General features: G+C 57.8%; 27 protein-coding genes and 2 pseudogenes. 10 read left to right on the top strand and 19 right to left on the bottom strand.

Translation table 11 applies throughout. The features are described from left to right. Positions 1-3 precede the first annotated feature (3 nt). The 6 genes from GA0061101_RS28040 to GA0061101_RS28015 form a co-directional block, all read right to left on the bottom strand. Positions 4-960, bottom strand: coding sequence for an ABC transporter permease (locus GA0061101_RS28040; protein ID WP_092576069.1), 957 nt, complete (start codon positions 958-960; stop codon positions 4-6). After that, complete coding sequence (locus GA0061101_RS28035; protein ID WP_092576066.1) at positions 957-2039, bottom strand: ABC transporter permease; 1083 nt, start codon at positions 2037-2039, stop codon at positions 957-959. Before GA0061101_RS28035 ends, GA0061101_RS28040 begins: the two co-directional genes overlap by 4 nt. Then, a complete protein-coding gene (locus tag GA0061101_RS28030; protein WP_167669608.1) occupies positions 2036-3640 on the bottom strand; it encodes an ABC transporter ATP-binding protein in 1605 nt (534 codons plus the stop codon). Before GA0061101_RS28030 ends, GA0061101_RS28035 begins: the two co-directional genes overlap by 4 nt. After that, a complete protein-coding gene (locus GA0061101_RS28025) occupies positions 3630-4619 on the bottom strand; it encodes a BMP family protein (protein ID WP_092576063.1) in 990 nt (329 codons plus the stop codon). The genes GA0061101_RS28030 and GA0061101_RS28025 overlap by 11 nt, the downstream gene beginning before the upstream one ends. 580 nt (positions 4620-5199) lie before the next feature. Beyond that, the gene (locus tag GA0061101_RS40930; protein ID WP_342587929.1) at positions 5200-5394 is read right to left on the bottom strand and encodes a hypothetical protein; all 195 of its coding nucleotides are present in this window, start codon (positions 5392-5394) and stop codon (positions 5200-5202) included. 618 nt (positions 5395-6012) lie between these two features. Further along, positions 6013-7032, bottom strand: coding sequence for an IclR family transcriptional regulator (locus GA0061101_RS28015; RefSeq protein ID WP_245297588.1), 1020 nt, complete (start codon positions 7030-7032; stop codon positions 6013-6015). Between the two features lie 89 nt (positions 7033-7121). Here GA0061101_RS28015 and GA0061101_RS28010 point away from each other — a divergent pair, with 89 nt between their 5' ends. Further along, positions 7122-7556 (top strand): VOC family protein, encoded by a 435-nt coding sequence (locus GA0061101_RS28010; protein WP_037190926.1) that lies wholly within the window; start codon positions 7122-7124, stop codon positions 7554-7556. A 3-nt stretch (positions 7557-7559) separates the two neighbouring features. After that, positions 7560-8015, top strand: a complete 456-nt coding sequence (locus GA0061101_RS28005) for a VOC family protein (RefSeq protein WP_092576059.1) — start codon at positions 7560-7562, stop codon at positions 8013-8015. Positions 8016-8073: 58 nt separating this feature from the next. Here the strand turns inward: GA0061101_RS28005 and GA0061101_RS28000 are convergent, their stop codons facing one another. The 5 genes and pseudogenes from GA0061101_RS28000 to GA0061101_RS27980 all read right to left on the bottom strand — a co-directional run. Continuing rightward, positions 8074-9321 (bottom strand): ABC transporter substrate-binding protein, encoded by a 1248-nt coding sequence (locus GA0061101_RS28000; RefSeq protein WP_047555771.1) that lies wholly within the window; start codon positions 9319-9321, stop codon positions 8074-8076. Positions 9322-9363: 42 nt separating this feature from the next. Beyond that, the gene (locus GA0061101_RS27995; protein ID WP_047555769.1) at positions 9364-10467 is read right to left on the bottom strand and encodes an ABC transporter ATP-binding protein; all 1104 of its coding nucleotides are present in this window, start codon (positions 10465-10467) and stop codon (positions 9364-9366) included. A gap of 4 nt (positions 10468-10471) precedes the next feature. After that, positions 10472-11380 carry a carbohydrate ABC transporter permease gene (locus GA0061101_RS27990; protein ID WP_092576056.1) on the bottom strand — a complete coding sequence of 303 codons (909 nt, stop codon included), beginning with the start codon at positions 11378-11380 and terminating at the stop codon, positions 10472-10474. After that, positions 11377-12252, bottom strand: a complete 876-nt coding sequence (locus GA0061101_RS27985) for a carbohydrate ABC transporter permease (RefSeq protein ID WP_037190935.1) — start codon at positions 12250-12252, stop codon at positions 11377-11379. Before GA0061101_RS27985 ends, GA0061101_RS27990 begins: the two co-directional genes overlap by 4 nt. 184 nt (positions 12253-12436) lie before the next feature. Continuing rightward, positions 12437-12685: pseudogene (locus tag GA0061101_RS27980) on the bottom strand (mandelate racemase/muconate lactonizing enzyme family protein); the annotation flags it as partial. 40 nt (positions 12686-12725) lie between these two features. On the opposite strand from GA0061101_RS27980, the gene GA0061101_RS40340 reads away from it, so the two are divergent. Next, a complete protein-coding gene (locus GA0061101_RS40340; protein WP_245297587.1) occupies positions 12726-12926 on the top strand; it encodes a hypothetical protein in 201 nt (66 codons plus the stop codon). Between the two features lie 182 nt (positions 12927-13108). Here the strand turns inward: GA0061101_RS40340 and GA0061101_RS27975 are convergent. The 3 genes and pseudogenes from GA0061101_RS27975 to GA0061101_RS27965 form a co-directional block, all read right to left on the bottom strand. Continuing rightward, a pseudogene (locus tag GA0061101_RS27975) lies at positions 13109-13507 on the bottom strand (hypothetical protein); the annotation flags it as partial. A 56-nt stretch (positions 13508-13563) separates the two neighbouring features. After that, positions 13564-16212 (bottom strand): DNA ligase D, encoded by a 2649-nt coding sequence (ligD, locus tag GA0061101_RS27970; protein ID WP_092576054.1) that lies wholly within the window; start codon positions 16210-16212, stop codon positions 13564-13566. A gap of 68 nt (positions 16213-16280) precedes the next feature. Beyond that, positions 16281-16589, bottom strand: a complete 309-nt coding sequence (locus GA0061101_RS27965) for a hypothetical protein (protein ID WP_092576051.1) — start codon at positions 16587-16589, stop codon at positions 16281-16283. 385 nt (positions 16590-16974) lie between these two features. On the opposite strand from GA0061101_RS27965, the gene GA0061101_RS27960 reads away from it, so the two are divergent. Continuing rightward, positions 16975-17790, top strand: a complete 816-nt coding sequence (locus GA0061101_RS27960) for a transglutaminase-like domain-containing protein (RefSeq protein ID WP_092576226.1) — start codon at positions 16975-16977, stop codon at positions 17788-17790. A gap of 475 nt (positions 17791-18265) precedes the next feature. After that, a complete protein-coding gene (locus GA0061101_RS27950) occupies positions 18266-18973 on the top strand; it encodes a DUF72 domain-containing protein (protein ID WP_092576045.1) in 708 nt (235 codons plus the stop codon). Between the two features lie 257 nt (positions 18974-19230). Here the strand turns inward: GA0061101_RS27950 and GA0061101_RS27945 are convergent, their stop codons facing one another. Together GA0061101_RS27945 and GA0061101_RS27940 are read right to left on the bottom strand one after the other, a co-directional pair. Beyond that, complete coding sequence (locus GA0061101_RS27945) at positions 19231-19494, bottom strand: hypothetical protein (RefSeq protein ID WP_092576042.1); 264 nt, start codon at positions 19492-19494, stop codon at positions 19231-19233. Positions 19495-19602: 108 nt separating this feature from the next. Further along, positions 19603-19899 (bottom strand): PRC-barrel domain-containing protein, encoded by a 297-nt coding sequence (locus GA0061101_RS27940; protein WP_092576039.1) that lies wholly within the window; start codon positions 19897-19899, stop codon positions 19603-19605. Between the two features lie 302 nt (positions 19900-20201). Between GA0061101_RS27940 and GA0061101_RS27935 the strand changes: the two genes are divergently transcribed. Then, positions 20202-21377: a DUF2252 family protein gene (locus GA0061101_RS27935; RefSeq protein ID WP_092576036.1), complete on the top strand. Its 1176-nt coding sequence runs from the start codon at positions 20202-20204 to the stop codon at positions 21375-21377. Between the two features lie 642 nt (positions 21378-22019). Here the strand turns inward: GA0061101_RS27935 and GA0061101_RS27930 are convergent. From GA0061101_RS27930 to GA0061101_RS27920, 3 genes are all read right to left on the bottom strand, one after another. After that, positions 22020-22319, bottom strand: a complete 300-nt coding sequence (locus GA0061101_RS27930; RefSeq protein ID WP_092576224.1) for a DUF982 domain-containing protein — start codon at positions 22317-22319, stop codon at positions 22020-22022. A 71-nt stretch (positions 22320-22390) separates the two neighbouring features. Further along, complete coding sequence (locus tag GA0061101_RS27925; protein ID WP_092576033.1) at positions 22391-22864, bottom strand: Hsp20 family protein; 474 nt, start codon at positions 22862-22864, stop codon at positions 22391-22393. 220 nt (positions 22865-23084) lie between these two features. Further along, on the bottom strand, positions 23085-23357 hold the full coding sequence (locus tag GA0061101_RS27920) for an usg protein (protein ID WP_092576030.1): 273 nt from the start codon (positions 23355-23357) through the stop codon (positions 23085-23087). Between the two features lie 280 nt (positions 23358-23637). Between GA0061101_RS27920 and GA0061101_RS27915 the strand changes: the two genes are divergently transcribed. The 4 genes from GA0061101_RS27915 to GA0061101_RS27900 all read left to right on the top strand — a co-directional run. Beyond that, complete coding sequence (locus tag GA0061101_RS27915; RefSeq protein WP_092576027.1) at positions 23638-23952, top strand: co-chaperone GroES; 315 nt, start codon at positions 23638-23640, stop codon at positions 23950-23952. Between the two features lie 51 nt (positions 23953-24003). Further along, entirely contained in the window at positions 24004-25632 is a 1629-nt protein-coding gene (gene groL, locus GA0061101_RS27910) for a chaperonin GroEL (RefSeq protein ID WP_092576024.1), read from the top strand. Positions 25633-25686: 54 nt separating this feature from the next. Continuing rightward, positions 25687-25947, top strand: coding sequence for a hypothetical protein (locus GA0061101_RS27905; RefSeq protein ID WP_092576020.1), 261 nt, complete (start codon positions 25687-25689; stop codon positions 25945-25947). A 205-nt stretch (positions 25948-26152) separates the two neighbouring features. Beyond that, positions 26153-26398, top strand: a 246-nt coding sequence (locus GA0061101_RS27900) for a transposase (protein ID WP_141694126.1), incomplete at its 3' end; no start/stop codon positions are given.

Genomic DNA, 26398 nt, shown 5'->3' with positions numbered 1-26398 from the left:
CAGTTATCCTTTTTGCAAACCACTGCGGAGAAAGGGCAACCCGAGGGCAGCGGGCGTGCCTTGACGGCCGGCAAATCCGGCAAGCACCACAATCGTCAAGACATACGGCAACATGAGTAGAAATTGCAGTGGTACATTGATGGGCAGAAGCTGGGCTCGCAGTTGCAGAGCATCCGCGGAGCCGAAGAGGAGAGCGGCAAACAGAATGCCAATGGCATGTCTGCGACCGAGAATGAGGATGGCAAGGGCGATATAGCCGCGACCCGCCGTCATGTTGTCGAGAAAGACGCCTGTTGCTGAAAGCGACAAAAAAGCACCGCCGAGTGCCGCCAGTCCACCGGAAAGAGCGATCGCGATATACCGCGTGTGGACGACATCGACGCCGAGTGTTTCGGCTGCCTCGGGATGCTCGCCGACAGCACGGATATTCAACCCGAATCGCGTCTTCTTCATCACAAACCAGGTAAGAACGATCAATGAGAGCCCGAGATAAGCCAGCATGTCCTGACGAAACAGCAGCGCGCCGACCAGCGGGACATCACCGAGCCCGCCGAAATCAACAGGCGCGAAGGGTTCGATCCGCGGTCGATCCGTGGCCGCCCCAAAGAACAGGCGATAGAAGAAGGAAGTAACGCCGACCGACAGCAGGTTCAGGGCAATCCCAACCACCACCTGATTGGCGCTGAGCGTTATCGTATATAGGCCGAGCAGAAGGCCGCCGGTGACGCCAGAGAGCACGGCGGCAACAATACCTATGGCCAATTGCCCAGTTGCAAATGTGACAACGAAACCTACGAAGGCTCCAATGAGCATCATGCCTTCCAGTCCGATGTTCAGGACACCCGACCGCTCCGCGAAGAGTCCGCCAAGGGCTGCGAGCATGATCGGTATAGCTAACCGCATTGAAGCCGCTAGAAAGCCAGCAAATACCGGATCGTTCAGAGCGGACAGCGTATTCATGTTACTGCCCCCGGCCGCAATCGGCGAGAAAGCCAGCCCGAGACGAGCGGCAACGCCGCTCTGCCGATGAGAAACAGAACGACAAGCCCCTGAATGACTGTCGTCAGCGTGCTCGGCACGCCCGCCGCCGACTCCATAGTCGTCGCTCCTATCTGCAACGCCGCAAACAAGAACGCTGACGCCAATACACCGACAGGATTGGTCTGACCGAGCAGCGCTACGATGATGGCACTGTAGCCAAAACCGGGTGAAAGGTTCTCGATCATGCGCCGCTGCACGCCGGATACCTCGGCAAACCCTGCAAGGCCGGCGAGCGCGCCACTGATCAGAAAGCCGAGCATGAGAGTGTAACGCACATCGATCCCCGCATTGAGCGCAGCGCGCGGATTAAAACCGACCACACGCAACCGGAAGCCACCCACCCGTTTCCAGAGAAACAGATGTGCCAGAATGACAGCGACTACGACGATAAGAACGCCGGCGTGCAGGCGCGTTCCAGACAAAAGAGTGGGAAGCCGCGCTTCTGTGGTCAGTCGCGCTGTCTGCGCCAACGGCGAATTGGGATCCTTAAGCGGCCCATGCAGAAGGAAGGAGACGAAATCGATCGCCACGTAATTCAGCATGATCGTGGTGATCAGCTCATCAGCGCGAAAGCGAAGTTTCAGCCAGGCGGCGAGCCCCGACCAGAGCGCACCAGTCAGTGCCGCCGCCAGCATCATTGCCGGCAGAAGGAGGACAGAGGGAAGAGCGGAACCTGCGACGCCAACGGCAGCCGCTGCGGTCCCACCAAGGTATAACTGCCCCTCGGCGCCAACATTGAAGACGCCAGCCCGGAAGGCAAGCGCAATGCCGAGACCGCAAAGCGCAAGCGGTACCGTGCGCACTAAGGTCTCCGACAGCCCATTGCGACTGCCGAGGGCCGCATCGAAAAGTGCACCATATGCCGTCAGCGGATTGACGCCGACTGCAGCGATCAACACTGCGCCCACCATGAAGGCGGCTAGTACCGAAGCCGTGCTACTGACCAGTGCGGGTGAAACGTACCGCCGTTTCAATTGAACATCTTCTGTTCCGCTCATGCCACCTGCCCCGCCATCATCAAACCCAACCGTTCGACGGTCACCTCTTCCCGTTTCAACTCGCCGATTGCCTTGCCCTTGAACATGACGACAATTCTGTCTGAAAGCGCGAGGATTTCATCGAGCTCAGTCGAGATCAGAAGCACTCCGGCCCCGGCAGCGCGGCGGGCGAGAAGCTCTCGATGAACGAATGCGGTTGCACCAATATCCAGACCACGAACGGGTTGAACGGCGACGATCAGGCTGGGATCACGCGAAAGTGCCCGCCCGAGGACGACCTTTTGCTGATTGCCGCCCGAGAGCGTTCCGATTTTCTGCTCCCGGCCCGTAGTGCGTACGTCGAAATCCTTGATGATCGTATCTGCAAGCGATGCTATCGCCGCCTTGTCGATCCAACCGCCTCTGGAGAATGGCGCATCTCCGACGCGCTCCAACACGGCGTTCTCGCTTATCGTCATCGACTCCACCAATGCCGTGCGGTGGCGATCCTCCGGTATGTGGGCAAGACCAAGGTTGATCCGCTCCGCGACAGAACCATGCGTGACCGCGTAGCCGTTTATGCTGATCGAGCCACCTTCGACTTTGCGCAGGCCGACGATCGCCTCGGCCAATTCCTGTTGACCGTTCCCATCAACGCCCGCGATGCCGACAATTTCGCCTGACCTTACGTTCAGGCTGGCACCGCTGACGCACCGAACGCCGCTTGTATCACGGCAGACGAGGCTCTCGACCGAAAGCACGGGGCCTTTGCCGTCTTCGGCAACAGCGCCCAAGGGGACTGCGTCTTCCAGCTTTGGCAAAGCGATATCTGCCCCAACCATCATGCGCGCTAGACTGCGTGCATCTGTATCCGCGGTGGCGGCGCTCGCCACGACGCGGCCGTGTCGGAGCACCGTGACATGCGAGGTCAACGCCATCACTTCGTCGAGCTTGTGGCTGATGAAAATAATTGCCACGCCCTCCGCTGCGAGCAGGCGCAGGATGCGAAATAATCCGCTGGCTTCCTGCGGCGCCAGCACGGCTGTTGGTTCATCAAGAATAAGGATGCGGGCGCCGCGATATAGCACCTTCAAGATTTCCACCCGCTGCTGGCTGGCAATCGAAAGATTGGCGATGCGGGCATTCGGGTCAACATCCAGATCATAGGCCTTTGCCAGCGCCCGAATATTGTTGGCGCATTGCTTGAGATTGGGAATGAGCCTCCCGGCAGAAGAAAGACCAAGACACACGTTTTCTGCAACAGTGAGCGGAGGCACCAGCATGAAATGCTGATGGACCATGCCGATACCAAGCCGCATGGCTTCAGCAGCACCTGCTATTGTCTCTCTCTTCCCGCCGATCCGTACCTCGCCCTTGGAGGGAACCAGGAGACCGGCCAAAACCTTCATCAGGGTCGACTTGCCAGCACCATTCTCCCCGAGCAGGGCATGAATGTCGCCTGCCCTGACGGTGAGATCAACAGCATCATTGGCTACAAAACTGCCAAAAATGACCCGAATGCCCCGCATGTCGAGCAGCGGCGCAGCTTTCGTCTCAGCCTCCCCGACAACCTCCGACGCGATGCCAGAAATCGCGGAAAAACCTTCATTCTCAGTCGGCATTTGACGTATCCAGCGGCACGGTGAAAGCGCCAGACTTGATCGCATCAAACTTTGCCTTGACGGCCGTCAGCACATCCGGGGAAACGCCGGCATCCAGCCCGTGGAAATCGGCGAGCCTGACGGCACCTTCCGGAATGCCGAAGGACCAGTTCTGGCTCGTCCAAGTCTTATCCTCGACAGCTTTGCCGACAGCTGTGATAAGAGGACCGAGATCCCACAGAACACTCGTCAGCACGGTTTTAGGTCCGAGATGGTTCTGATCGGTCATGGCGCCGAGCGCAAACACATTCCTGGCATTTGCGGCATCGATCACGCCGACGCCCTGCGCGGATAAAACGTCGGCCCCCTGCTCGACCTGAGCAATCGCGGCCTCCTTGGCCTTGGGCGGGTCAAACCAGGAGCCGATGAAGCTATGGAGAACCTTCACACTAGGAACCATCGCCTTGGCACCGGCTTCGTAGGCGTGGAAATTGGCGAGCATATTCGGCGCTGGCATGCCGCCGACCCAGCCGATGGTCTTGCTCTTGGATGCCCCGGCGCCCAGCATGCCGGCCAGATAGGCGCCCTGATAATCGGGGTTGGAATAACTGCCGACATTGGGGGCGAGTTCTTTGGCAGTTCCCGCCATGAACGTTGTGTCCGGGAAATCCTCGGCGACGTTCAGGGTGGCGTCGCCATAGGAAAACGAGTGAGCAAAAATCAACTTGTAGCCGCGCGATGCATAGTCGCGCAAAACACGCTCGGCATCCGCATCGCTGACATTTTCTGAATAGGCAACCTCTGCACCCAACGCCTTGGCAGCCGCCTGCAGCCCATTGTAGCCGACCGAATTCCAATCATTGTCGCTGATCGGACCAGGCATGACCATCGCGATTTTCAACCCGGCAGCATGAACCGCCTGCGAGCCGCCAAAAGCGATCAGCATGACTGCCGCCAGAAGCTGCACCCCTTCTCTCAGTGTTTTGAAAATACTTGTCATCAGTTCCCTCTCTTGTTTTTTGTGAATTCAGGGCCCCTCGATCACCAGACGATCGGATGAGTCTGCCCGGTCTATACGTTCACAGAGGCGACCCACACACAGCAGCTTGTCAGCCCCGTACCTAACGAGGGCCACTAGCGTTAAACCCCAGCGTACCAGCACCTCATTAAGAGCGTTGATAAGAAGGCCATCGGTAAGATTTGAGGATGAGGATGCCACGAAAATGCCTACTGAAATGGGGCAGTCTGAGCCTCAAGCGAAGCTTCCGGCAATACCCTATTGCTCAATTACTAGGCTTGTAAACGTGCCGTCTAAAAATTAACACCCTAAGAGAACACGGACATGTTTTCACATCACGGCAGTGTCGCTCTGGCATGCGAGGCGGGAATATGGAACGGGCGGGCGCCGGCGCTGTCTCCGTGGCGCCATCTGATCATGAATGTCCGCCTTGTCGGCCACGGCATTAATAGATCATTCTTATTGATTGTCGCCACAATAGACGCCGCGACAACCATCCAAGAGGGAGTACTCCGCTCATATGTTTCAACTTATATTTTATGAACGATGAAAATTGCACTGGTCACGCCATCATAGTTGTCAGCGTCGGCAACGATGTGGTCGTCCACGCCGCCTGCTGAAACGATGTCACCGACCTGAGGCGCGATGGCGAACCCGACTGATGAACTGTAGATGTGCCTCTCATGGCGAGGATCGTGGTGCCGTCGACACAGCGCTGCTCGCACGTCGTCGGCACGAGCTTGGCAGTGTATGCCATTTCGGGACCTTCGCCGCCCTCTACCGCTTTGGCCAGAAATCTCAATCTGGCGCTTTGCCGTGGCCTGCAGTCGCGTGTAGAGAGCGTTTGCCATCGCGTTTTCCCATAGGACCCTAGTCATTTGCCGTAATTAGCAGCAGTGTCATGCTACCTTCTCTACCGACGGACACATAACCATGAGCGAATTAGAACTCCGCCGTGAGGCTCGAAAGGCTGACTGCCGCAAGCCCGCCGAGGGGACGCGTTGCGCTTATGCGGCATGCTGGACCAATCAAGCTATTTTCGATCCGGGCCGCATAGATGCAAAATGTTGAAATTTGGTCCGTGCAGCAATGCTATTGGAGCGTGTTTGAATGTCTAATGGGAAGGCCGTGATCGGCACGCTGGCCTAATTTCACAAAACCACACCCTCTCTCGTCGTTGACGAGATAACGTGATATCGCATGCGCGACAGCTTGACGACCACCTCATGTCACTCCAGCGCGGCCGCTGATGCGCCTGGTCATAAAACGGATGGGCTACAGCCCTGTGGTTCGTAACCCGCTGAAGCGCTCCATCCACTCGCCAACGATATTCGCAGGCAGGTAGAGGAGAGGCTCGGATCTCGCCGAAGCGCTTTTAATTCCTCTTCGCCGTCTTGCGATGCAGGCTAGGGTTGACAGCGGCTGCCTCAACCGAAACGACCGCTGGTTTCGCCTGCGCGATCTCCCTCGTGATTGCGTCCGCTGTCGAAAGCACAACGCGCCTGATTTCCTCAATTCGCCGTTCATCGACGCCAGCAACGAAGGGTACGCTGACCGCCGCGACGACCTTCTCTTGATAATCGCGGATCGGGGCGGCGATGGCATGAACGCCGGACATTTGCTCGCCCATATCCCGCGCCCATCCGGCGGCACGAATGTTCTCTAGTTCTTTTAGCATCCGGTGAGGGTCGGAAATCGTGAAGCTGGTGAAACTCTCGAGCTTTGTCAGTTGGCGAGCAATATCCTCCTGCGCTGCGAAAGCAAGCAGGACCTTGCCGGCAGCCCCAGCATGGAAGGGAAGCCGCTGGCCTGCCGACGCAGTCAGCGCGTACTGACCGCGGCCCTGGGCAGCGGCGACCACCAGAACATTGTCACCTGAGGGAACTGTGAGCTTGCTGCCCTCTCCTGTCACCTCCGAAATTCTATTCAAATACGGCTGTGAAATCGCCAGCAAGTCGTAGCTTGCCACAGACGGAGCGACGTGGGCGGCAAGTGTCAGGAGCCGCCGGCCAAGTGTATAGCTGCCAGTGGGAGAACGATGGACGAAGTCGTGAGCGCTCAGTGTGTTTAACATTCGATAGACCGTCGTCCGCGAAAGCTTCACCGCCTTGACCACATCACGGATCGTCGCACCCTCGGGGGTGCGCTCCAATAGCGCGAAGACCTCTACCATCTGTTCGATGACCGGGATGCGATACTTCTGGGCGGCGTCTTCACTGATCTCGTGCATTCGGAACCCTGTTGGCCTGATGAGGGGATGCTCTGCGTTCAATAAGCAATGCATGCCTTTGGCGCAATTGTAGCTCGCTTCGGTTGACTCTGGAGCGAAAGTTTCGATAAATTCGCAAATGAACTTCATCCGGTTCAAATGTAAACAAGGCAACCGAATACTCAAGCTATTCTATCGTTGCCTGATGCTGCCCTGGAGCAAGGCGCTCTTTGAAAAGCCGCGCTTCCGGAGGATTTCAAGGAGGAGGAAGAAAAATGAAAAATGTGAAAGCGATCGGGCATGTTGCCGTGAGCGTGAAGGACATCGAACGTTCGATGGATTTCTACGTCAACAAACTCGGCTTCGATGAAATGTTCAGGCTGGAGCGTGATAACCGTCTCTGGATCGTCTATCTGCGCATTACCGATACGCAGTTCATCGAACTCTTTCCCGAGGGCGTCGGCGACAGCGCGCCGCCGTTTGCCAATGTTGGCTACAACCATCTCTGCCTTGAAGTCGATGATATCGATGCGGCTATCGCGGAAATTACCGGTCGCGGCGTTACCCTGACGGCCGAAAAGAAGCTTGGCGTCGATCATAACTACCAGGCCTGGATCGCCGACCCCGAAGGCAACCGGATCGAGCTGATGCAACTCGGCGCCGACGCCATGCAGACGGCCGCCATCCGCCGCATCAATGGACAGGCCTGAGCCATGGATCTGTTCAGACATCTCGGGCATATCGCCCTGCGCGTGAGCGATCTCGACAAGTCGCTTTCCTTCTACAAAAAGCTTGGTTTTCGCGAAATGACGCGCCTGCTGAATGATCAGGGAGAGGCGTGGATCGTCTATCTCAGGATCAATGACGACCAGTATCTCGAACTTTTCCCAAAGGGCGTAAAACGGCCGCAAACCGGACCGGATGTGATTGGCATCTTCCATATCTGCCTCACGGTCGACGATATCGACAAGACGTTCGCGGAGCTTGCAGAAGCTGGCATTCAACCGAGCCAGCCGCGCCAGACCAAACGCGGGATTGATGGCAATCGCGGCGGATGGATCGAAGATCCCGACGGCACGCAGATCGAGGTCATGGAAATGGCGCCCCATTGCATCCAGCTGAAGGCAATTGAAAAGCTGCGGGGCGGAAACCGTTTGACCGGCCTCTAACCGTTACTATGGGTCCCGAGGCCGCCTAGCCGGGCGGCCTTGGCTTTTTTACGCTAGCTCAGAAGATGTGGTCGTAGGCATCCTGCATGGCATGGATGAAGTCGTCGTCAGTGCGCTTCGGATCGCTCCAATACTTGTCGGCCTCTTCCCAGATCGTCCGATACCAATCCGCATCGGCCGTGTTGAAGGGGTTCGATACCTGCTTGTTCGGATCCTTAAGCGTATCGAGTACGAGCTTGTTGCAGGCATCGAGATTGGTCGTGTCGGCGTCGGTTCGAACCGGACTTGCGCCCTTCTTCAGGACGAATTCCGCGTTCAGTTTTGGATCGACATCAAGCTTGGCAAAGTCTTCCTGTGCCTTGGCAGTTTCCGCATTGCCGGTGTTGAGAAACCCCCAGGAATCGACGGTCACGACGACGGCCCTGGTACCGGGAATGTTCATGCAATCGAAATCAGTGCCGAGTTTCTTGTTCGCCGCTAGGAACTCGCCCTTCATCCAGTCGCCGTGGATCTGCAGCAGCGCCTTGCCGGTGATGACCAGATTGGTCGTATCGTTCCACTGACGGTTCGGCGATCCCGGATCTGTGTGATTGGCGATCTGTCGAAATCGCTTCAGCGCGGCGCGCATTTCGGGTGTGTCGAGCACGCTCTTGTCGGGCTTTTCGCCGTAGAAGCGGTTGTAGATATCAGGGCCTTCCTCAGCCGCGATAAGTGCCTGCAGCAGATATGCCTTCTGGAATTGATCGCCGCCTTGAGCGATTGGGATATAGCCCGCGGCCTTCACCTTGTCGAAGGCGGCGAACAGGTCATCGAGCGACTTCCAGGATTTCGGATCGATGCCGACCGCATCGGCGACATGCTTGTTGTAATAGATCATGCCGTCGATGTGTACCGTCGCCGGCGCTTTCATGATCTCACCGTCGACAGTAATGTTGTTCAGCACCGAAGGCGGAAAGTTTTTGGTGGCTCCAATGCTGTTGAAGAGCTTGGTCAGCGGCATGCCGAGATTCTGCTTATTCAAATCGCGATAGATACCTGGATCGGAATTCATGAAGATCGCTGGTGGATTGCCGCCCGTGATCATGTTCATCAGGCTGACATTGGCCCCGGAATCATGGGCGATCGAAAGATCCTTCCATTGGTGTCCGTCCTTGGCCCAGGCATCACGAAGCACGCCGAGTGCAGCGATTTCGGAAGGTTTCGACCATGTGTGATAAACAACGATATCGTCCGCCCGTGCATTGCCTGCAAGTGTGGTGGCTGCAAGCAGCAGCGCTACCCCCGCCAGAGATTTCCATTTCCTCATGCGTCATTCCTCCCTTTTGAAACCTGGCCTTTTGAATTCTGGCTAGAGCCGCCGGCCGGTCGGCGCATCGAAGACATTAAGCTTATCGAGCGGCAGATAGACGGGCAGACTCTGTCTGCCGCGATAGCGATTCGCATCGCGTCCATCGACGCGGACGGCGATGCTCTTTCCGGACATGGTCAGAAAAGCGAAGGCATCGGCGCCCGATTTTTCGAAATATTCGACCGGGCAATCGAAGCGAATGGTCGCGCCCGCATCACCTCGTTCTTCCGTCAAAAGTTCTTCTGCGCGGAATCCGACCTTGACCGCGCCGCCCTCCGCCGCCTGTCCCTTCCATTTATAGTGGCCGAGGTTGATCTCGGCGCTGCCTTTGTCCTCCACGGCCACCAGCCCGCTGCCGTTTCTCCGAACTGTGCAGTCGAGCACGTTCATTGCCGGAGAACCGACGAAGTCGGCGACGAACAGGTTGGCGGGCTCGTTGTAGATTTCATCGGGCGTGCCGAACTGCTGGATGACGCCCTTGTTCATGACCGCGATCTTCGTCGCCATGGTCATGGCCTCGATCTGGTCATGCGTCACGTAGACGACGGTGTTGTTCAGCTGGTTGTGCAGCTTTTTGATCTCGATCCGCATCTCGTTGCGCAGCTTCGCGTCGAGGTTGGAGAGCGGTTCGTCGAACAGGCAGACGCCGTATTGCTTGACCAGCGCCCGGCCGATGGCAACGCGCTGGCGCTGGCCGCCGGAGAGCTGGGAAGGCTTGCGGTCGAGCAGATGCTCGATCTGCAGCAGCTTTGCCGCCCAGGCGATGCGTTGCTCCGCTTCCGCCTTGGTGATGCCGCGGGACGAGAGCCCAAAGTTCATATTCCCGCGCACTGTCTTGGTCGGATAGAGCGCGTAGGACTGGAACACCATCGCGAGGCCGCGATCCTTGGGGTCGAGATAGCTGACGTCGCGCTCGCCGATCAGGATCTCGCCGCCATCGATTTCCAGTAGCCCGGCCAGCAGATTGAGGAGAGTGGTCTTTCCGCAGCCGGATGGGCCGAGGAGCACGAGGAAATCACCGTCGCCGATGCTCAGATTGAGGTTCTCGATAACGGTGAGCGCGCCGAATTTCTTGACGATATTGTTGAATGCGATGGATGGCATGCCTCTATCCCTTGATGGCGCCGGCCGTGATGCCCTGCACGAAGAATTTGCCGAGGACGAAATAGATGACGAGCGGCGGCAGCGCGGTCAGCAGCGCCGACGCCATGTCGACGGCATAATTCTTGGCGCCGGTGGTCGTGACCGTGATGTTGTTGAGCACGACCGTCATCGGCTGCGTATCCTGTGCGCCAAAGGTCAGGCCGACCAGGAAGTCGTTCCAGATGCCGGTGATCATCAGAATCAACACGACGATCATGATGTTTCCGGACATCGGCAGCACGATTTCGAAGAAGATCCGCCAGAACGAGCCTGAGTCGATCATCGCCGCCGCGATGATCTGCGGCGGCATTCCTCGGAAGTAGTTGCGGAAGATCAGGGTCAGGAAGGGCAGCGACAGGACGCTGTGAATGACCGCGATGCCGAAGGTCGTGCCGTATATATGCAGCGTCCCGGCAATCTTGATCAGCGGATACATGATGATCTGGAAGGGCACGAAGGCGCAGATGAAGAGCACAAACAGGAAGCCGTTCGCCCATTTGACGTTCCAGAGCGCGAGCCCGTAGCCGGTGATGATCGAGAGCGAAATCGTCAGCACGAGGCTCGGCGCAAGAATATAGAGCGAATTGACGAAACCCACCCGCACACCGTTGCAGTTCATGCCGGAGCAGGCTTGCGCCCAGGCGTAGGTCCAGGCATCGGTCGTCCAGGGTGAGGGTAGGGAGAAGATCTGCCCGAGCCGAATTTGGTCCATCGTCTTGAACGAGGTCACCACGATGACGTAGAGCGGCACCGCGAAGAAGGCGGCGGCCATCAGCAGGAAGACGAAGATCACCACGCGATGCGGCCGAATGAACGGGCGCCGACGGGCTTTCACTTGGTTAGCGGATTGCGATGTCAGGGGTATCGCCGTCATGTCGCATTCCTCTGCCTGATAGCCGTGACGATGACGAGCGGCAGGAAAAGAACAAGCGTGGTCAGCAGCATCACGGTCGCGCCCGCCGAGGCGAAACCGAGGTTCTGCTTCTGCCAGTAGGCGTCGATGACAAAATAGGCAGGCATGACGGACGCGCCGCCCGGGCCGGCGTTGGTCATGGCGACGATGATGTCATAGGCCTTCACCACGCCGATGCAGAGCAAGATGATGCAGGTCAGGAAGGTGAGCTTCATCATCGGAATGATCACCTCGATGTAGAGGCGCCAGAAGGGCACGCCGTCTAGACGCGCGGCCTGCCAGATCTCGGTGTTGATCGATTTCAGTCCGGACAGCATCAGCGCCATGAAGAAGCCGGTCGATTGCCAGACGGCGGCAAGGATGACGCCGAACATGACCGTGTCCTGGCTTGCGAGCCAGTTGAAGGATGCGCTTTGCCAGCCAAGCGAATGAAGAACGTTCTCGATACCGAGGCTGGGATTGAACAGCCATCGCCACACGAGGCCGGTCACGATCAGCGAAACCGCCAAGGGGTAAAGGAAGATGGTTCTGAATAAGCCCTCGCCGTGCACCTCCTTATCGATCAGCGCCGCAAGGATGAAGCCGACGACGATCGACAGCAGGCTGCCAAGGGCGAAGATCACCAGATTTTGCAGGGACAGCAGCCATGATGAATCATGAAACAGCCGCCAATATTGTTTCAAGCCGATCAGTTCATAGTCCGGAAAGCGGCGGCTGGCCGTGAATGATAGATAGACGGTCCAGCCGATTGCCCCAATGAAAAAGACAAGCGTCAGCAGGGCCGCAGGCGCAACGGCCAAATGCGGGGTGACGCGGCTCCATCGGATTCCCATGAGCCTCCTCCTTTGGCTGCAAGCGCTTCACTCCTCTGAAACGCCGCCAACCAGTTTTTATATGAACTTCCTCTAGTTCATAACGGACCAACTATAGGAATCGTAAAACAGCAATGTCAATCGGATTTCAGCCTCATTTCCCGATTGCGCAGTTTGACGAGCCACTGCCGCCAAGACATTCGCGTCAGTCGAAGAAATCGCGATCGTCTTCCGCAAGATAGCGTTTCGCCTTCTCCGGCACGAGATCGACGCCCATGCCCGGCCGCTCGATGATATCGACGAGGCCGCTCCTCACGATCGTCTGGGGCAGGCCCTCCACGATGTCGTACCACCAATCGGGATCGCCGGTCGTGTATTCGAAGGCGATGAAATTGTTCGGCAGGCTGGCGCAGACCTGGATCAGCGCGCCGAGTCCGAGGAGATCGTTCGCGGTATCAGTCTCCACCGAATTCAACACTGATTGGGGCGCGGTCATGGCAGCATCGGTTGTCATGACCGTCCCGATCGCCTTTCTCTTTTTCTACTTCCAGAAACTCTTCGTCTGGGGGCTTGACGGCCGGCGCGACCAAGGGATGACGAATTCCCAAACGATTGACCATTCTGCATGTAATCTTGGCACCTATAGCGCAGGCTGCCGGATTCGAGATGATGACCGCGGCGTCAAGATGGTCTAGCGCACTGCGAAGCGGTTTCTTCAGCTCCTAAGACAGGGTGCCGTGCAATGGCAATACAAGCATTGCACTGCTTGCTCTGGCTGCCGGCCCACTCGTCGGTGGGATTGTTCTTGTACTGATCGGCCACGACAAGCGCTTGGAGCGAGTTCCTATTTCGCGTTAAGAACGATCCTGCAAGCTCCGGACGGGTAAGGGACAGTCCGCAGCCGGCGATCCGCGTCCCAGCGCGCGAACGGGATTTCACGTTTTTCGTTCACGACAGTGCGCGAGTAGGGTGTCCTGATTTGAAAGGCCGAAGGCGTCGCTTCGAGATAGCGGCTTTCGATTGGATCGAATGCGAAAGCATCCCTGCCCTTTTCGTCGGCAAAAGCGTCCGCCTCCGCTTCCATCTCGGCGCGCCAGCGTCCAATTCGCCTCTCGGCGGTCCGGCCGGGCACAAACCAGGCATTTAAGGTGTCACTCCAGCGTGCACGCGGGAAAGACTCACGAAAGCGCTGCACGGTAATCCGATCGTGAGGCAAGTCTGTCGTTGCGCCAACGCGCGGCTCAGTTGAGGTGGCTTCGTTCTGTTCCTTTTCCATGGTGCCTTGCCGCACGAATTCGAAATCCTGTTCAGTAGCCAGGCCGCCACGAACGCTCAAGCTACCTGTCTGGACTTCCCGAGGCGCTTGATAGCCTGTTCAAGCGGCCGTTGACCGTCGCAATAATCCTGCCATGCCGAGCTTGTCGCAAGCAGCCCAGGAACTGTGCGAACCGTAAATCTCTTTGGATCAAGGTCCGCTTTGACCTGGGTCCATGTCAGCGGCATCGACACCGTGGCGCCCGGCCGCGCCCGTGGAGACAAAGGTGCGACAGCCGTCGCCATACGATCGTTGCGCAGGTAGTCGAGGAAGATGCGCCCTTCACGCTGGTTCTTGGCCATCTTGATCAGGTAGAGACCCGGATTGTCACGTGCCATCTGCTCGCAGACGTCATGGGCGAAGCCCTTCGCTATGTCCCAGCTGAGTTTCTTGCCTTTCGGCACGGCAAGCGGCGTCACCACGTGCAGTCCCTTGCCACCCGTCGTCTTGCAGAAGCTGACGAGCCCGAGGTTGTCCAGCCGGTCGCGAATTTCGCGGGCAGCTTCGACGATGGTGGAGAATTTGACATCGGGACCGGGATCGAGGTCGAACACCAGACGGCCGGGCACCTCCGGCTGACCAGGCTCACAGTTCCACGGGTGTAGCTCGACACCGCCGATCTGGGCGATCGCAGCAAGACCTTCGACCCGATCGATCTGTAGGTATGGTTTCTTGTCGCCAAGAACCGTAACCAGTTCCAGCAGGTTCGATGTTCCCGGCATGGCGTGTCGCTGAAAGAACTGTTCTCCCCCAGTGCCGTCGGGTATGCGGATAATGGAACAAGGTCGCCCCTTGATGTGGTCGATCAACCAGGAGCCGACGGCTTCATAATAGCGCGCCAGATCAACCTTGGTCACCGGCTCCCCATCACCGGCACCCGGCCATAGCGGCTTGTCCGGACTGGAAATCATCACGCCCATCACCTCCACCTTCCCGCCCTTGCGAAAGGGCTTTGGCGCAGGTTTCGACGTCTCGGGGTCGGGCACCTCGGTTTTGGCGGGTGAGGCCGGCTTCTCGGCCTCGACCTCTGCGGCCGGCTTATCTTCCCGCAAGCCCTTGAAGGCCGCCTGACGCACCTGGCCATCGGCCGTCCAGCCAGCAAACTCGATCTCGGCAACGAGTTCTGGTTTCAGCCAAACGATATCGGAAGTTTTCTTCGGCGCGCCTATCCCCGTGAACGGCGATTTAGATGTTTCCATCTCCCGCAGTTTGGGGAGCAACGTCTCGACGGTCTTGGCGCCATAGCCCGTGCCGACGCGCCCGACATAGACGAAGTGGTCGCCGCGATTGACGCCGACGAGCAACGATCGGAACTTGCCATTGGTTTTTGCGTAGGCGCCGATGACGACTTCGTGCCCTGCCCGGCATTTCGACTTCGCCCAGGTCTCCGTGCGGCCCGATTGGTACGGCACATCGCCCCGCTTGGAGACAATCCCTTCCAGCGACAAACGACAGGCAGATCTGAGAACGGCATCGCCACCGGTTTCGAAATGCTCGACGAAGCGCAGACGCGGATCTTCGCCGGCGCCCGACAAGAGCGCCGCAAGCCGTTCCTTTCGTTCGGTGAGCGGGAGCTCGCGCACGTCTTCGTCCCCGACGAAAAGGAGGTCGAACGCGAAGTAGACCAGAGCGTCGGTCTTTCCTTCCGACAGCGCGGCTTGCAGAGCGGCGAAATCCGGGGCGCCGTTTTCGTCGAGTGCGCAGATTTCTCCATCAATAATGGCATCTGGAAGAGCGGAAGCCGACCTGGCAATGGCCGGGTACTTGCCTGTCCAATCCAGGCCTTTGCGGGTTTTCAACGTCACCTCACCATCCTCAATTCGCATCTGAATGCGATAGCCGTCGAACTTGATCTCATGGATCCAACCGTCGGCTGATGGCGGGCGAGCCAGGGTTTCGCACAGTTGCGGCGGGATGAAATCCGGCATGGCGGATTTCATCCGCTCGGCGGCGGCCGGCTTTTTCGCGGTCTTGGTCCTTGTGTGGCGTCCCTCGGCGGCAAGACCGTGACTGCTGTCCCATACTGCATCCGCCTCGACCTCGCCATTCTGCAGCATGAATGGCTTCGGCTTCCTGCCTTTTCCAGATGCGATTGCCTCCATCGTCCTGGCGGACGCCACCGACGTAGCGTTTTCTTCAAGGACAGCGGCGCCGTTCTCCTCGACCGAAAAGTCGTCACGATGCTTGATCAACAGCCAGTTGGTCCGTTTGCCGCCGTCCCGGTCATGCCGCATGCGAACGAGGACAAAACTCCCATGGAGGCGCTTGCCTTCCAGGGTGAATTTGAAGTCGCCCTTCCTCAGAGCCTCTTCTGGCGACTTGCTGCCCTCCGGTTCCCAATAGCCGCGGTCCCACAACATGACCGTACCGCCGCCATATTGCCCTTTCGGGATCGTGCCTTCGAAGTCGCCGTAGTCCAGCGGATGATCTTCGACCTCCACGGCCAGCCGCTTGTCGTGCGGATCGAGCGAAGGCCCCTTCGTCACGGCCCAGGATTTGAAGACGCCGTCGAGTTCAAGCCGAAGGTCATAGTGGAGACTGGTAGCATCGTGCTTCTGGATCACGAATCGCCGGCGGTTCGACGGCTTGACTTGAGCTTCGCCACTCGGTTCGCCGGTCTTCTTGAAATCGCGCTTTGCACGGTACGTCGAAAGATTGTCGGTCATAAACTCCAAGCTCCTCCAATTCTGGCAAAAGAAGGGATCCGGCTTTCCTGCCGGCTTCCATTGGCGACCTAGCGACCCAATACACGGATCGCACCACCATCACCGTGATTGCGTTGAACGACGGCGATCTGATCGGCGGCGACGTCGGCGGAAACCACGATCTCACCTTCGAGCGCGGCGTCGGTGTGCGCTTCTCCATCGTGAGATGCGTCACTACCGGACGGTGCCGAGCCTGCGGTATTTTCGGTCGTGGCAGATTGGATGAAAAGGTCCGGCCTTGAGATGCCGCGCAGCTGAACCAGATGTTCGACAGCAAGCTCGGCCGCCTCGCGGGTGTCAAATGTCGCCCATATCGTCGTGCTGCTGTCGTCCGCCATTGCCTTTCTCCTGCTTATTAATCTTACAGAATCAAAACGCCCCGGCGGGCTAGTAGTTTCCCGGTGTGTAGGAGTCATATAGTTGGACTTGCTGATACCGCCGCGAAGTTTGACTATGTTCTCTCTTTGTTTCGGCGTATGCCCTCAACTGAGATCCGAGCCGGCTCCCGGATCCTTGAAGCTAGGACGAGCGACAAGACCTGTTTGGTGGGGAATTAAGCTGCGACGGAAGTCCATACGATTTTGCCGACATGTCTCTACAGGTGAAAGTCACGACCGATGATCGCAGCATTAGGACTCCACGAGTGGGCGGAACACCTTCGTTGCCCGCGCGTTGCCGCTGAATGATCGTTTCTGGCGGATATCTCTTACGAAGGACACAACGATGAAGATACGCGCGGGCTTTCACCTCGCTTATGAATGCCAGCAGGCCACCCCCATGTTGTTGGTCCTCAACATTCACCCCTCCCGCCGCATGGATCTTCTTACGGAACAGGTCGTGATTTTCGATCGGCCAATCGAGGCTTGGTCCTACATTGACGGCTTCGGTAATGCTTGCAGCCGAATCGTCGCACCGCCCGGAATAACCACGATCTCAACAGAGTTCGAGATCTATGACGGAGGTCTTCCAGATCCGGTGCCGCAACATGCATTTCAGCACGATATCAAGGATCTGCCGGACGAGGTGCTTGTCTATCTGCTGGGTAGCCGCTATTGCGATACCGACCAACTGACGGACTTCGCCTGGAAGCAGTTCTCGTCCACGCCCCTCGGGTGGCCACGAGTGAAGGCAATCCTTGATTTCGTACACAATCACATCACGTTCGACTATCAGAAGGCGAATCCCCTCCGGACGGCGTTTGGCGGATACAATGACCGCGTCGGCGTGTGCCGCGACTTCGCACATCTCGCCATCACGCTTTGCCGCTGTATGAACATCCCGGCGCGGTACTGCACAGGCTATCTAGGCGACATCGGCGTCCCCAGGGATCCTAACCCGATGGATTTCAGCGCCTGGTTCGAAGTCTATCTCGGAGGCCATTGGCATACCGTCGATGCCAGGCACAACAAGGCGCGCATTGGCCGCATTTTGGTGGCGACCGGCCGGGACGCCACCGATGTTGCGCTCACAACTGCCTTCGGCCCTGCAACCCTGTCGCGTTTCGAAGTTGTGACAGAGGAAATTCCCGGAGCCGCTTAAACGTGGCTATCTGGAAGCGTCACAAAAACGCGGCACTGAGCCAACACTTGGTCGGGGCGATGTTGCTCGAGCGACGTATTGTAATCACGGGAGTGCGGGGCCAATTTCCTTCTTGAAGTCATGGCGGGTCATCGATCTCGAGCCTCGTACGGTTTTGCCCAACTGCCGACGGTAAGGACCGGGGCGCTTCATCTGCTGAATGGTCGTTTGCCATAAACGGCGTCGGATTAGGGTCGGCCGCTTCAGGCCGGCGGCTCCGTAAATCTGCCCTCTCGAGAGGCTGGCGCTGTTGTCGGCCAGTCGCATTAGATCGATGCGAGTCCGCGGGCTGCCCAGGTCGCCCGAGCGGTGTATCGCCGTGTTCAGGCCCGCCTGCCGGCGATGGACAGTTGGAACAACGGCCCCGGCTTCTCGGTTACTGACAGGCATCACGCAATTTCTTCAAGCGCTTCCGCCCATCGATAGGAACTGGAACTTGTCGATCATTGCCACAGCCGCCTGGTCAATTCCAAAAGCAGTCGCCGACCGCTTTCCCGAAGAAGGAAGTGGACTTAGCCGATACGCGGCGGTGTTTAAGGGCGTCGAAATAAATTCGACGTTTTATAGGCAGCATAAAGCAGCCACCTTCAGTCGATGGGCTGATTCAGTTCCGAAAGATTTTCGGTTTGCGATCAAGATTCCGAAAGAGATCACCCATGTTCGCAAGCTGAAAGACATCGGCGGAGCATTCGAAATCTTTCTCCAGAAGATCTTGCCGCTGGGCGAGAAACTCGGGCCTTTGCTTTGCCAGCTGCCACCGACTTTAATGTTCGATCCGTATGATGCCGAGCGCGCCTTCGAGACGATGCGAAGTGCGCATCCCGGCCCAATCGTTCTTGAGGTTCGACACGAAAGTTGGGCGGCGGCCCAAGCAAGGGCTCTGATTGACCGATATTCGCTTGACCGGGTACTGGCAGATCCCGCTCCTGTCTGGCGGACTACGGATTTTCTGCATCCGCCTCGTTATGTTCGTCTGCACGGCAAACCAAAAATCTACTATTCGAGCTACAACGACCAGGAGATCCTTTCCTTTGCGAGGTTGCTTGCCGCCGACAGCTGGTGCGTTTTCGACAACACTGCGTCGGGAGCGGCCTGCGAAAATGCGCTAACGATGCGTGACATAATGCCGAGCTTCAACGTCTAAATCGATCCACGACACTTGGTGCCAACGTTGTTCCACACAGGAATATCCCTTCCTGTAACCCAGAGAGCCGCGGGGCGTCGTTCCATGAAATCGCCTGGTAGTAGTTTGAAGATGAAGATGGCCGCCATCTGGCCTAAGTGGTGGCTGCTGGGTCCTGCGATCTGTTATCGGACCGGAACTCTTCGGCGGTTCAGCGACGGCGTAGGTGATGTTGGCCGATCCTCTATCCAGCTATGTCTCTGTTGCCATGATCGCGGTTACCGGCGGTAGACCGATCCTTTGACGCCAAGGATCGCCATTCGGAGGGGACCGGAGGCCTGATCATTCATTGCGAACGATGAGCCTCCCCCGCGAGGAATTTCCAGGAAATCAATGAAGCAAACGGCCAAAAGACCGACGTCGTCGTGCTCGATGTTAACGAAGAAGCCTTCTCCGCTCACCGCGCTCGCCACGCAATACGGACTGATCGCGGCTTCGATCACCGCGATCAGCGGTAGTTGCGACTGGATGAGGTTGTTCAATTGTTTCGCCCAGGAGTTGCCTACGGATCGCGGAGCTCTACAAGGCCGCCGAGATATGGAAAAGCCCGGCGCGATGGCCGGGCTTTGGTGTTCGTGAGCTTAGAACCGCTAGTCTTTGTGCTCGGGCATTTCCTTGAGCTGATCCTTTGTCCAGTTTGTGACGGCATGGACATCGCCATCCTCGTCGCGCATGAATTCCAGATCGGTCAGCGCAACGCCTACGGGCTTTGCTCCGATGCCGAGGAAGCCGCCTACGTCGATGACGGCGGTGCCGCTTACGCCGGAGCCGTGGATGTGATCCAGCGTGCCTATTTTGTGGTCGTCCGCGCCGTAAACGGTCGCGCCTTCAAGCATGGCAGGCGTCAGTTCAGTCGTGGCGAGGCGAACATGATTTGTATGATCCATTGGTGATCCTCCTTGTTTCCTGAGGAGGGGTAACCGAAGCGAACGAAGTTTGTTCCGTGCCTACGCTCACAAGCGAGTTTCAATGTCCTACGGCGTCAGCGAAAGGCAACGCCCAGCCGGTCGATCCCTGAAGTGGGTTCAGAGGCAAAGCCGGTCGGCCTGCGGAACTGTTTCGACGAGGCGGCGTTGTGATAATTATTCCAAGCGTTCGCGAGGATGGCCATGCAGCGTACACTCATTTTGAATCACCGCCTATTAGGATGCCCGCCGCGCCTTACGATGTGGGACGCGAGGGCTAACGGATGAGCGCTAAGGACCGCGATTCTCTTCTGATCGCCCGACGAAACCTCAAGATGGCACGGTCCCCGGAAGCCTACATCAGGGGGACCACCAGACTGTTTTACAACTGGCTCGCCCGACACTCTCTCTCAGTCCCTGACGGACCCGCCGTGTGGATCTGTGGTGATTGTCACCTGGGCAATCTCGGGGCATTGGCGGATCGTAACGGCGACGTTGCCGTTCAGATCAGGGATTTTGATCAGGCTGTCATTGGCAATCCCGCTCACGATCTCATAAGGCTGGGGCTTTCCCTCGCCTCCGCCGCCCGGGATTCTGACCTTCCTGGTGTGACCACTGCGAGAATGCTGGATGCCCTGATTGGTGGATACGAATCCGCATCAGGGAAAAGTCAGGCGCACACACCGCACCTGCGCCAACCGAAGGACATCAGAAAGCTTGTCAGACATTCATTGCGTAGGCGCTGGCGAGATCTCGCAATGGAGAATTTTCAGACAAAACACCCCTTGCTTCCCCGTAACAAACGCCTTTGGCCGCTGCACAGATCCGAACGCGCCGCGGTTCTTGCGCTTTGCCGGCAGAGGAAACTGGGGGAAATCGTCCTTGAGCCGGAAAAACTGCAAAAATCGTGCAATCCGACCGTGCTTGACGCAGCTTACTGGGTCAAGGGCTGCAGTTCGCTCGGCCATCTGCGATGCGCTGTTTTGGTTGGTGATGGCAAGCACCGGCCGGTTTCGTTGCTTGATATTAAGGAGGCAGTGGCTGCCGCCGCCCCTTCGGCGGCCGGATCCGGAATGCCGCGCGACGATGCCGAAAGGGTCGTTGCGGGAGCAAAGGCTCTGTCGCCCAATCTCGGCAATCGCATGGTTGCGGCAAGGGTGATGGATAAGGCTGTGTTCGTTCGCGAGATCGCGCCCCAGGATATGAAAATCGACCTCGGACGTCTTGGCGCAAAGGAACTCTGCGAAATCGCCCACTATCTCGGCGGGGTCGTGGGCCTTGCTCACGGCCGGCAGATGGGCGAGCACGACTGGCGTTCGTGGATCGGCGAACTTACCAGCGGGCGCAAGAGGAAGCCGGACGCACCGTCGTGGCTCTGGACGTGCGTAACCGAGCTCTTGTCGATCCATGACAAAGCCTATCTCGAACATTGCCGGCAATTCGCGCTCGAACATCACTAGCAGCAACCATGCCGAAACAGGCGCCGATCAAGAACCGCGCGGGATCGCTCGCCCGATAGAGCTTGTCGCGTCGACGGAGCAAACCGCAATCCACCGGCCTAGCTTCGTTACTTCGGTCGATAGACCTTCTGAAAGCTTTCCGATTACCGGACTCGGCGGCGTTATTGAAGCTCGCTACAATTAATCTCGCGCGAAAGACAGCAACCGGCGCGAAATTAATCGGCGTTGAAAGTTTGCCCCAACTTCGCGGTTATCCGTTTCCCGGTGAGCGTTCACGACGTGGAAATTTTGCGCGTCGGTCGAGGTGCTATGGCAGTTGCCAAGTCGACGAAACAGGTCGCGGGATCGAGACTATCGTTCGTCACCTGCCAACGCGCTGACCGAGTTGCCTACGGGCAAACGCACCTCGTGGATCGAACCGGCTTAAGCGCTCCCAGTTGGGAAACCATCTTCAAATCGACCCATTGATATCCAACGCTCAGTCCGTCAAGTTCGTCCGATTGTCATCTCCGGAAGCGTGGACTGTCATCACCACATCAATTGGGCGCCGAAACTTGACGTTTCGCGACATCAGAACAGCCAGACCAATCGCCAGGCATCGCTGACGGCTTGTTTCAAGATATTCTCCGTCATCGACGCCTCTCAACGCACGTGCGGATCTCTGTCCCGCCGCAGCCGGGACGCGACGATGACACCACCGTCCGGCGCTAGGAGATCGTGTTTCTCGGCGAAAGCGGCAAATAGGCCCCGCACGGTCTCAGCTTCAATTTCACCTCGTAGTGCCGCGTCGCAGGCCTTGAGCGCGATTGAATGCGCGGGGTCCCTAGAAGACACCGGCCATTCCATGAGATGTCGATAAGCTTCCGTCACCGAACGAATCTCGGCCGGAAAGCCGAGGCCGACAAGAATAGAAACGGGCTCTTGGAACATATCGGGTTTCATCTTGCTCTCCTTCCCAACCCAGATGTTGATGGGCGCCGTCATCACGGCGCCCTTGCTCAACAGAGCGCGGATTAAGCTGCCTTCTGCGCATCGATCTGTGCGGGTGCAGTCGATGTCGAAGCGGGCGCGCCTTCAATGGAGATTCTCCGCGGCTTGAGTGCCTCCGGGATCTCGCGAACAAGGTTGATCGAAAGCAGACCGTTCTTCAGATCGGCTCCGCTCACGCTAACATGGTCGGCAAGCTCAAACCGGTGTTCAAACGGCCGGCCGTCAATGCCGCGATGCAGGTAGCCCTCACCAGGGGTCTCCTCCTTCTTGCCCGTCACCGTTAGAAGGTTGGACTGGAAGGTGATGTCCAGATCGTCTTGAGCAAAGCCCGCCACCGCGATCGTAATTCGGTAACTGTCGTCTCCGGTCTTGATGATGTCATAGGGTGGCCAATCGCTGATCGAACGACCGCGTTGGGCATTTTCCAGAAGATCGAAGACCCGATCGAAGCCGACGCTCGAGCGGAACAGGGGTGCATAGTTGTAAGTCGTTGCCATAGCCATATCCTCCTTGAAGCAACATGGATACGGAAGCGCCGAAAGACAGCGCTCCCAGCATGACCAACCCTTTTCTCAGCGGCTGGCGGCAATCGATTTGGTTTTTCGGATTTTTGAGTTCAAGAGCCTCGACTGAAAATTTTTCTTGCTTGTATATTCCTTGGCGACTGAGCTCTTTGGGCCTCCATAACGTCCGGATTTGGATGGAGACCCTCGAGCCTCAATGCAGCTTGAACTCGCCTTCAACGCGGCGCCATTCGCTGGGTCCGATCAGAAGCTGATGGGTGTAGCGCACTGAATGCAGCGGCCCGTCAAGGTTGGCCTGCCAGTAGTTGAGGAACTTCTGCATCTCAGGGAAATCGGGAGCCAGATCGTAGTCCTGCCAGACATAAGTCTGAAGGACGGATTCGAAATCGGGAATGCGGTAGAGGATATGCGCGGTGGTAAGGCCATAGCCGGTGAGCTGACGCTCCAGATCCGATGAAAATCGCATGCTTCATCTCCGTTTCGTAACAGTCTGAAGGTGGCGTAAATTTTTGCAGCCATCAACGATTTTTTGAATGCTCCAGGCCAGGTTGTTGTTCCTTTCCAGTGTGTTAGCAGCCATTCCTGAAGAGTGCTAATTTTTTTGTTTTGACCTCTTGAAATCGAAAATCCAACAAACCAGATCATTTCGCGCAAGACGCTCGATCGAGGTTTTGCGCCCGCCCGGACTGGTCATCCGGTCCGGCCGGGGAACAACGTCATCATTGTTTGTCCATTGGAGGAAAACCATGTCGTTCCGACCGCTTCATGATCGCATCCTTGTCCGCCGGGTTGAATCCGAAGAGAAAACCAAAGGCGGCATCATCATTCCCGATACCGTCAAGGAAAAACCGCAGGAAGGCGAGGTCATCGCTGTCGGCCCCGGTGCGCGCAATGATGCCGGCCAGCTGCAGGCACTCGACGTCAAGGCCGGCGATCGCATCTTGTTCGGCAAATGGTCGGGCACAGAGATCAAGATCAATGGCGAAGACCTTCTGATCATGAAAGAAAGCGATGTCATGGGCGTCATCGAGGCCCAGGCAACGCAGAAGCAGGCCGCTTGAGGCGCTTCCAATCACCAGTCGAACTTGCTGCCTATTAAAGGAGTGAACAGAATGGCTGCGAAAGACGTAAAATTCAACACCGATGCCCGTGACCGCATGCTGCGGGGGGTCGATGTACTCGCCAACGCCGTCAAGGTGACGCTCGGTCCCAAAGGCCGAAACGTGGTTATCGACAAGTCCTTCGGCGCACCGCGCATTACCAAGGACGGCGTCACTGTCGCCAAGGAAATCGAGCTCGAAGACAAGTTCGAGAACATGGGCGCACAGATGCTGCGCGAAGTCGCGTCAAAGACCAACGACATTGCCGGCGACGGCACCACGACGGCAACAGTTCTTGCCCAGGCCATCGTTCGCGAAGGTGCCAAGGCGGTGGCGTCGGGCATGAACCCGATGGACCTGAAACGCGGCATCGATTTGGCTGTCGACGCAGTCGTCAAGGAATTGAAGACCAACGCCCGCAAGATTTCCAACAATTCCGAGATTGCCCAGGTCGGCACCATCTCGGCCAATGGCGACGAGGAAATCGGCCGCTATCTCGCGGAAGCGATGGAAAAGGTCGGCAACGAGGGCGTCATCACCGTGGAGGAGGCCAAGACTGCCGAAACCGAACTCGAAGTCGTCGAAGGCATGCAGTTCGACCGTGGCTATCTGTCACCCTACTTCGTCACCAACCAGGACAGGATGCGGGTCGAGTTTGAGGATCCCTACATCCTGATCCATGAGAAGAAGCTCTCGAACCTCCAGTCCATGCTGCCGGTGCTCGAGGCCGTGGTCCAGTCCGGCAAGCCGCTCCTCATCATCGCTGAAGACGTCGAAGGCGAAGCTCTTGCAACGCTCGTCGTCAACAAGCTGCGTGGCGGCCTGAAGATCGCTGCCGTCAAGGCTCCTGGCTTCGGCGATCGCCGCAAGGCCATGCTTGAAGACATCGCCATCCTCACGGGCGGCACTGTCATCTCCGAAGATCTTGGTATCAAACTGGAGAACGTGACGCTGACCATGCTTGGCCGAGCCAAAAAGGTAGCGATCGAGAAGGAGAACACGACGATCATCGATGGCGTCGGCTCCAAGGCCGAGATCGACGGCCGCGTTGCGCAGATCCGCGCGCAGATCGAGGAAACCACCTCCGACTACGACCGCGAGAAACTGCAGGAACGCCTTGCCAAGCTCGCTGGCGGCGTCGCCGTCATCCGTGTCGGTGGCTCGACGGAAGTCGAGGTGAAGGAAAAGAAGGACCGCGTCGACGACGCGTTGCATGCCACCCGCGCGGCGGTTGAGGAAGGTATCCTACCCGGCGGCGGCGTGGCGCTGCTGCGGGCCGTCAAGGCGCTCGACAATCTTAGTGCGGCCAATCAGGACCAGCGTGTCGGCGTCGAGATCGTTCGCCGCGCAATCGAAGCCCCGGTGCGCCAGATTGCCGAAAACGCTGGCGCCGAAGGCTCAGTGATCGTCGGCAAGCTGCGCGAGAAGACGGAATTCTCCTACGGCTGGAACGCCCAGACGGGTCAATACGGCGATCTCTACGCCCAGGGCGTCATCGATCCTGCCAAGGTCGTGCGCACGGCGCTTCAGGACGCGGCATCTGTCGCCGGCCTCCTCGTAACAACGGAAGCTATGATCGCCGAAAAACCGAAGAAGGAAGCCGCTCCGGCGATCCCCGCCGGTGCCGGAATGGACTTCTAAGAGTGATACGCTTAGCCCGCCCCATCAAGGGGCGGGCCACTTTCGGAGGGGAAGATGAATTCAACGCAACTGTTGTCGCGGGAGGATGCTCGGCTTTGCGCAGGCGTCGTAAGGGAGGTTTCCAGTGCGAGGGGTATCTCGAAAGATCCAGTCGCTGTCGGCAAGCTGACGATGGCGGTTGCCAGGCTTTATAACAGTGGTCTCCGTGGTCGAGAGGAACTTCTGTCGGCTGCGATGCAGATGGCTGATCTGCAGTCCAGCGCAGCAACAACTGTTGGAAGCAAGGAGCAAGACGTTCAATATCCCGGCAAGTAGACCCAGTACGATCAAATATCTTTGGGGTCGGCTTTCTGCCAGTAGGCGAACCAGTAGCGATTGGCTTAAGATCCTGCTACGGCAATAAAGTATGATGTCGATCGAAAGCGGATGTGCTAGTGTGCCTTAGGTTCCAAACCCAATCATGCATTTGATTTTGCTTGAACTGTATGATTCAATCTGGATATTTGAAGGAGATTGGCTCATGGCAGGAGAATTCTGGCTTGATGATCAGCAATGGGCAGCGATTGAACCGCTGCTTCCAACCAATCAGCCTGGAGCACATCGTACCGACGACCGCCGCGTGATCAGTGGTATCATTCATGTGTTGAAATCCGGCTGCCGCTGGCAGGACTGCCCGCCCTGCTACGGCCCGGCGACGACGATCTACAACCGGTTTCATCGATGGTCAGCGCGGGGCGTCTGGCGTCACCTGTTCGAGGCTTTGGTC

Origin of the sequence: Martinezella lusitana, from assembly GCF_900094565.1 — a bacterium.
Classification (GTDB): Bacteria; Pseudomonadota; Alphaproteobacteria; order Rhizobiales; family Rhizobiaceae; genus Rhizobium; species Rhizobium lusitanum.
Note: the sequence above shows the minus strand (reverse complement) of the source record. Positions and strands in the feature narration are given on the sequence as shown.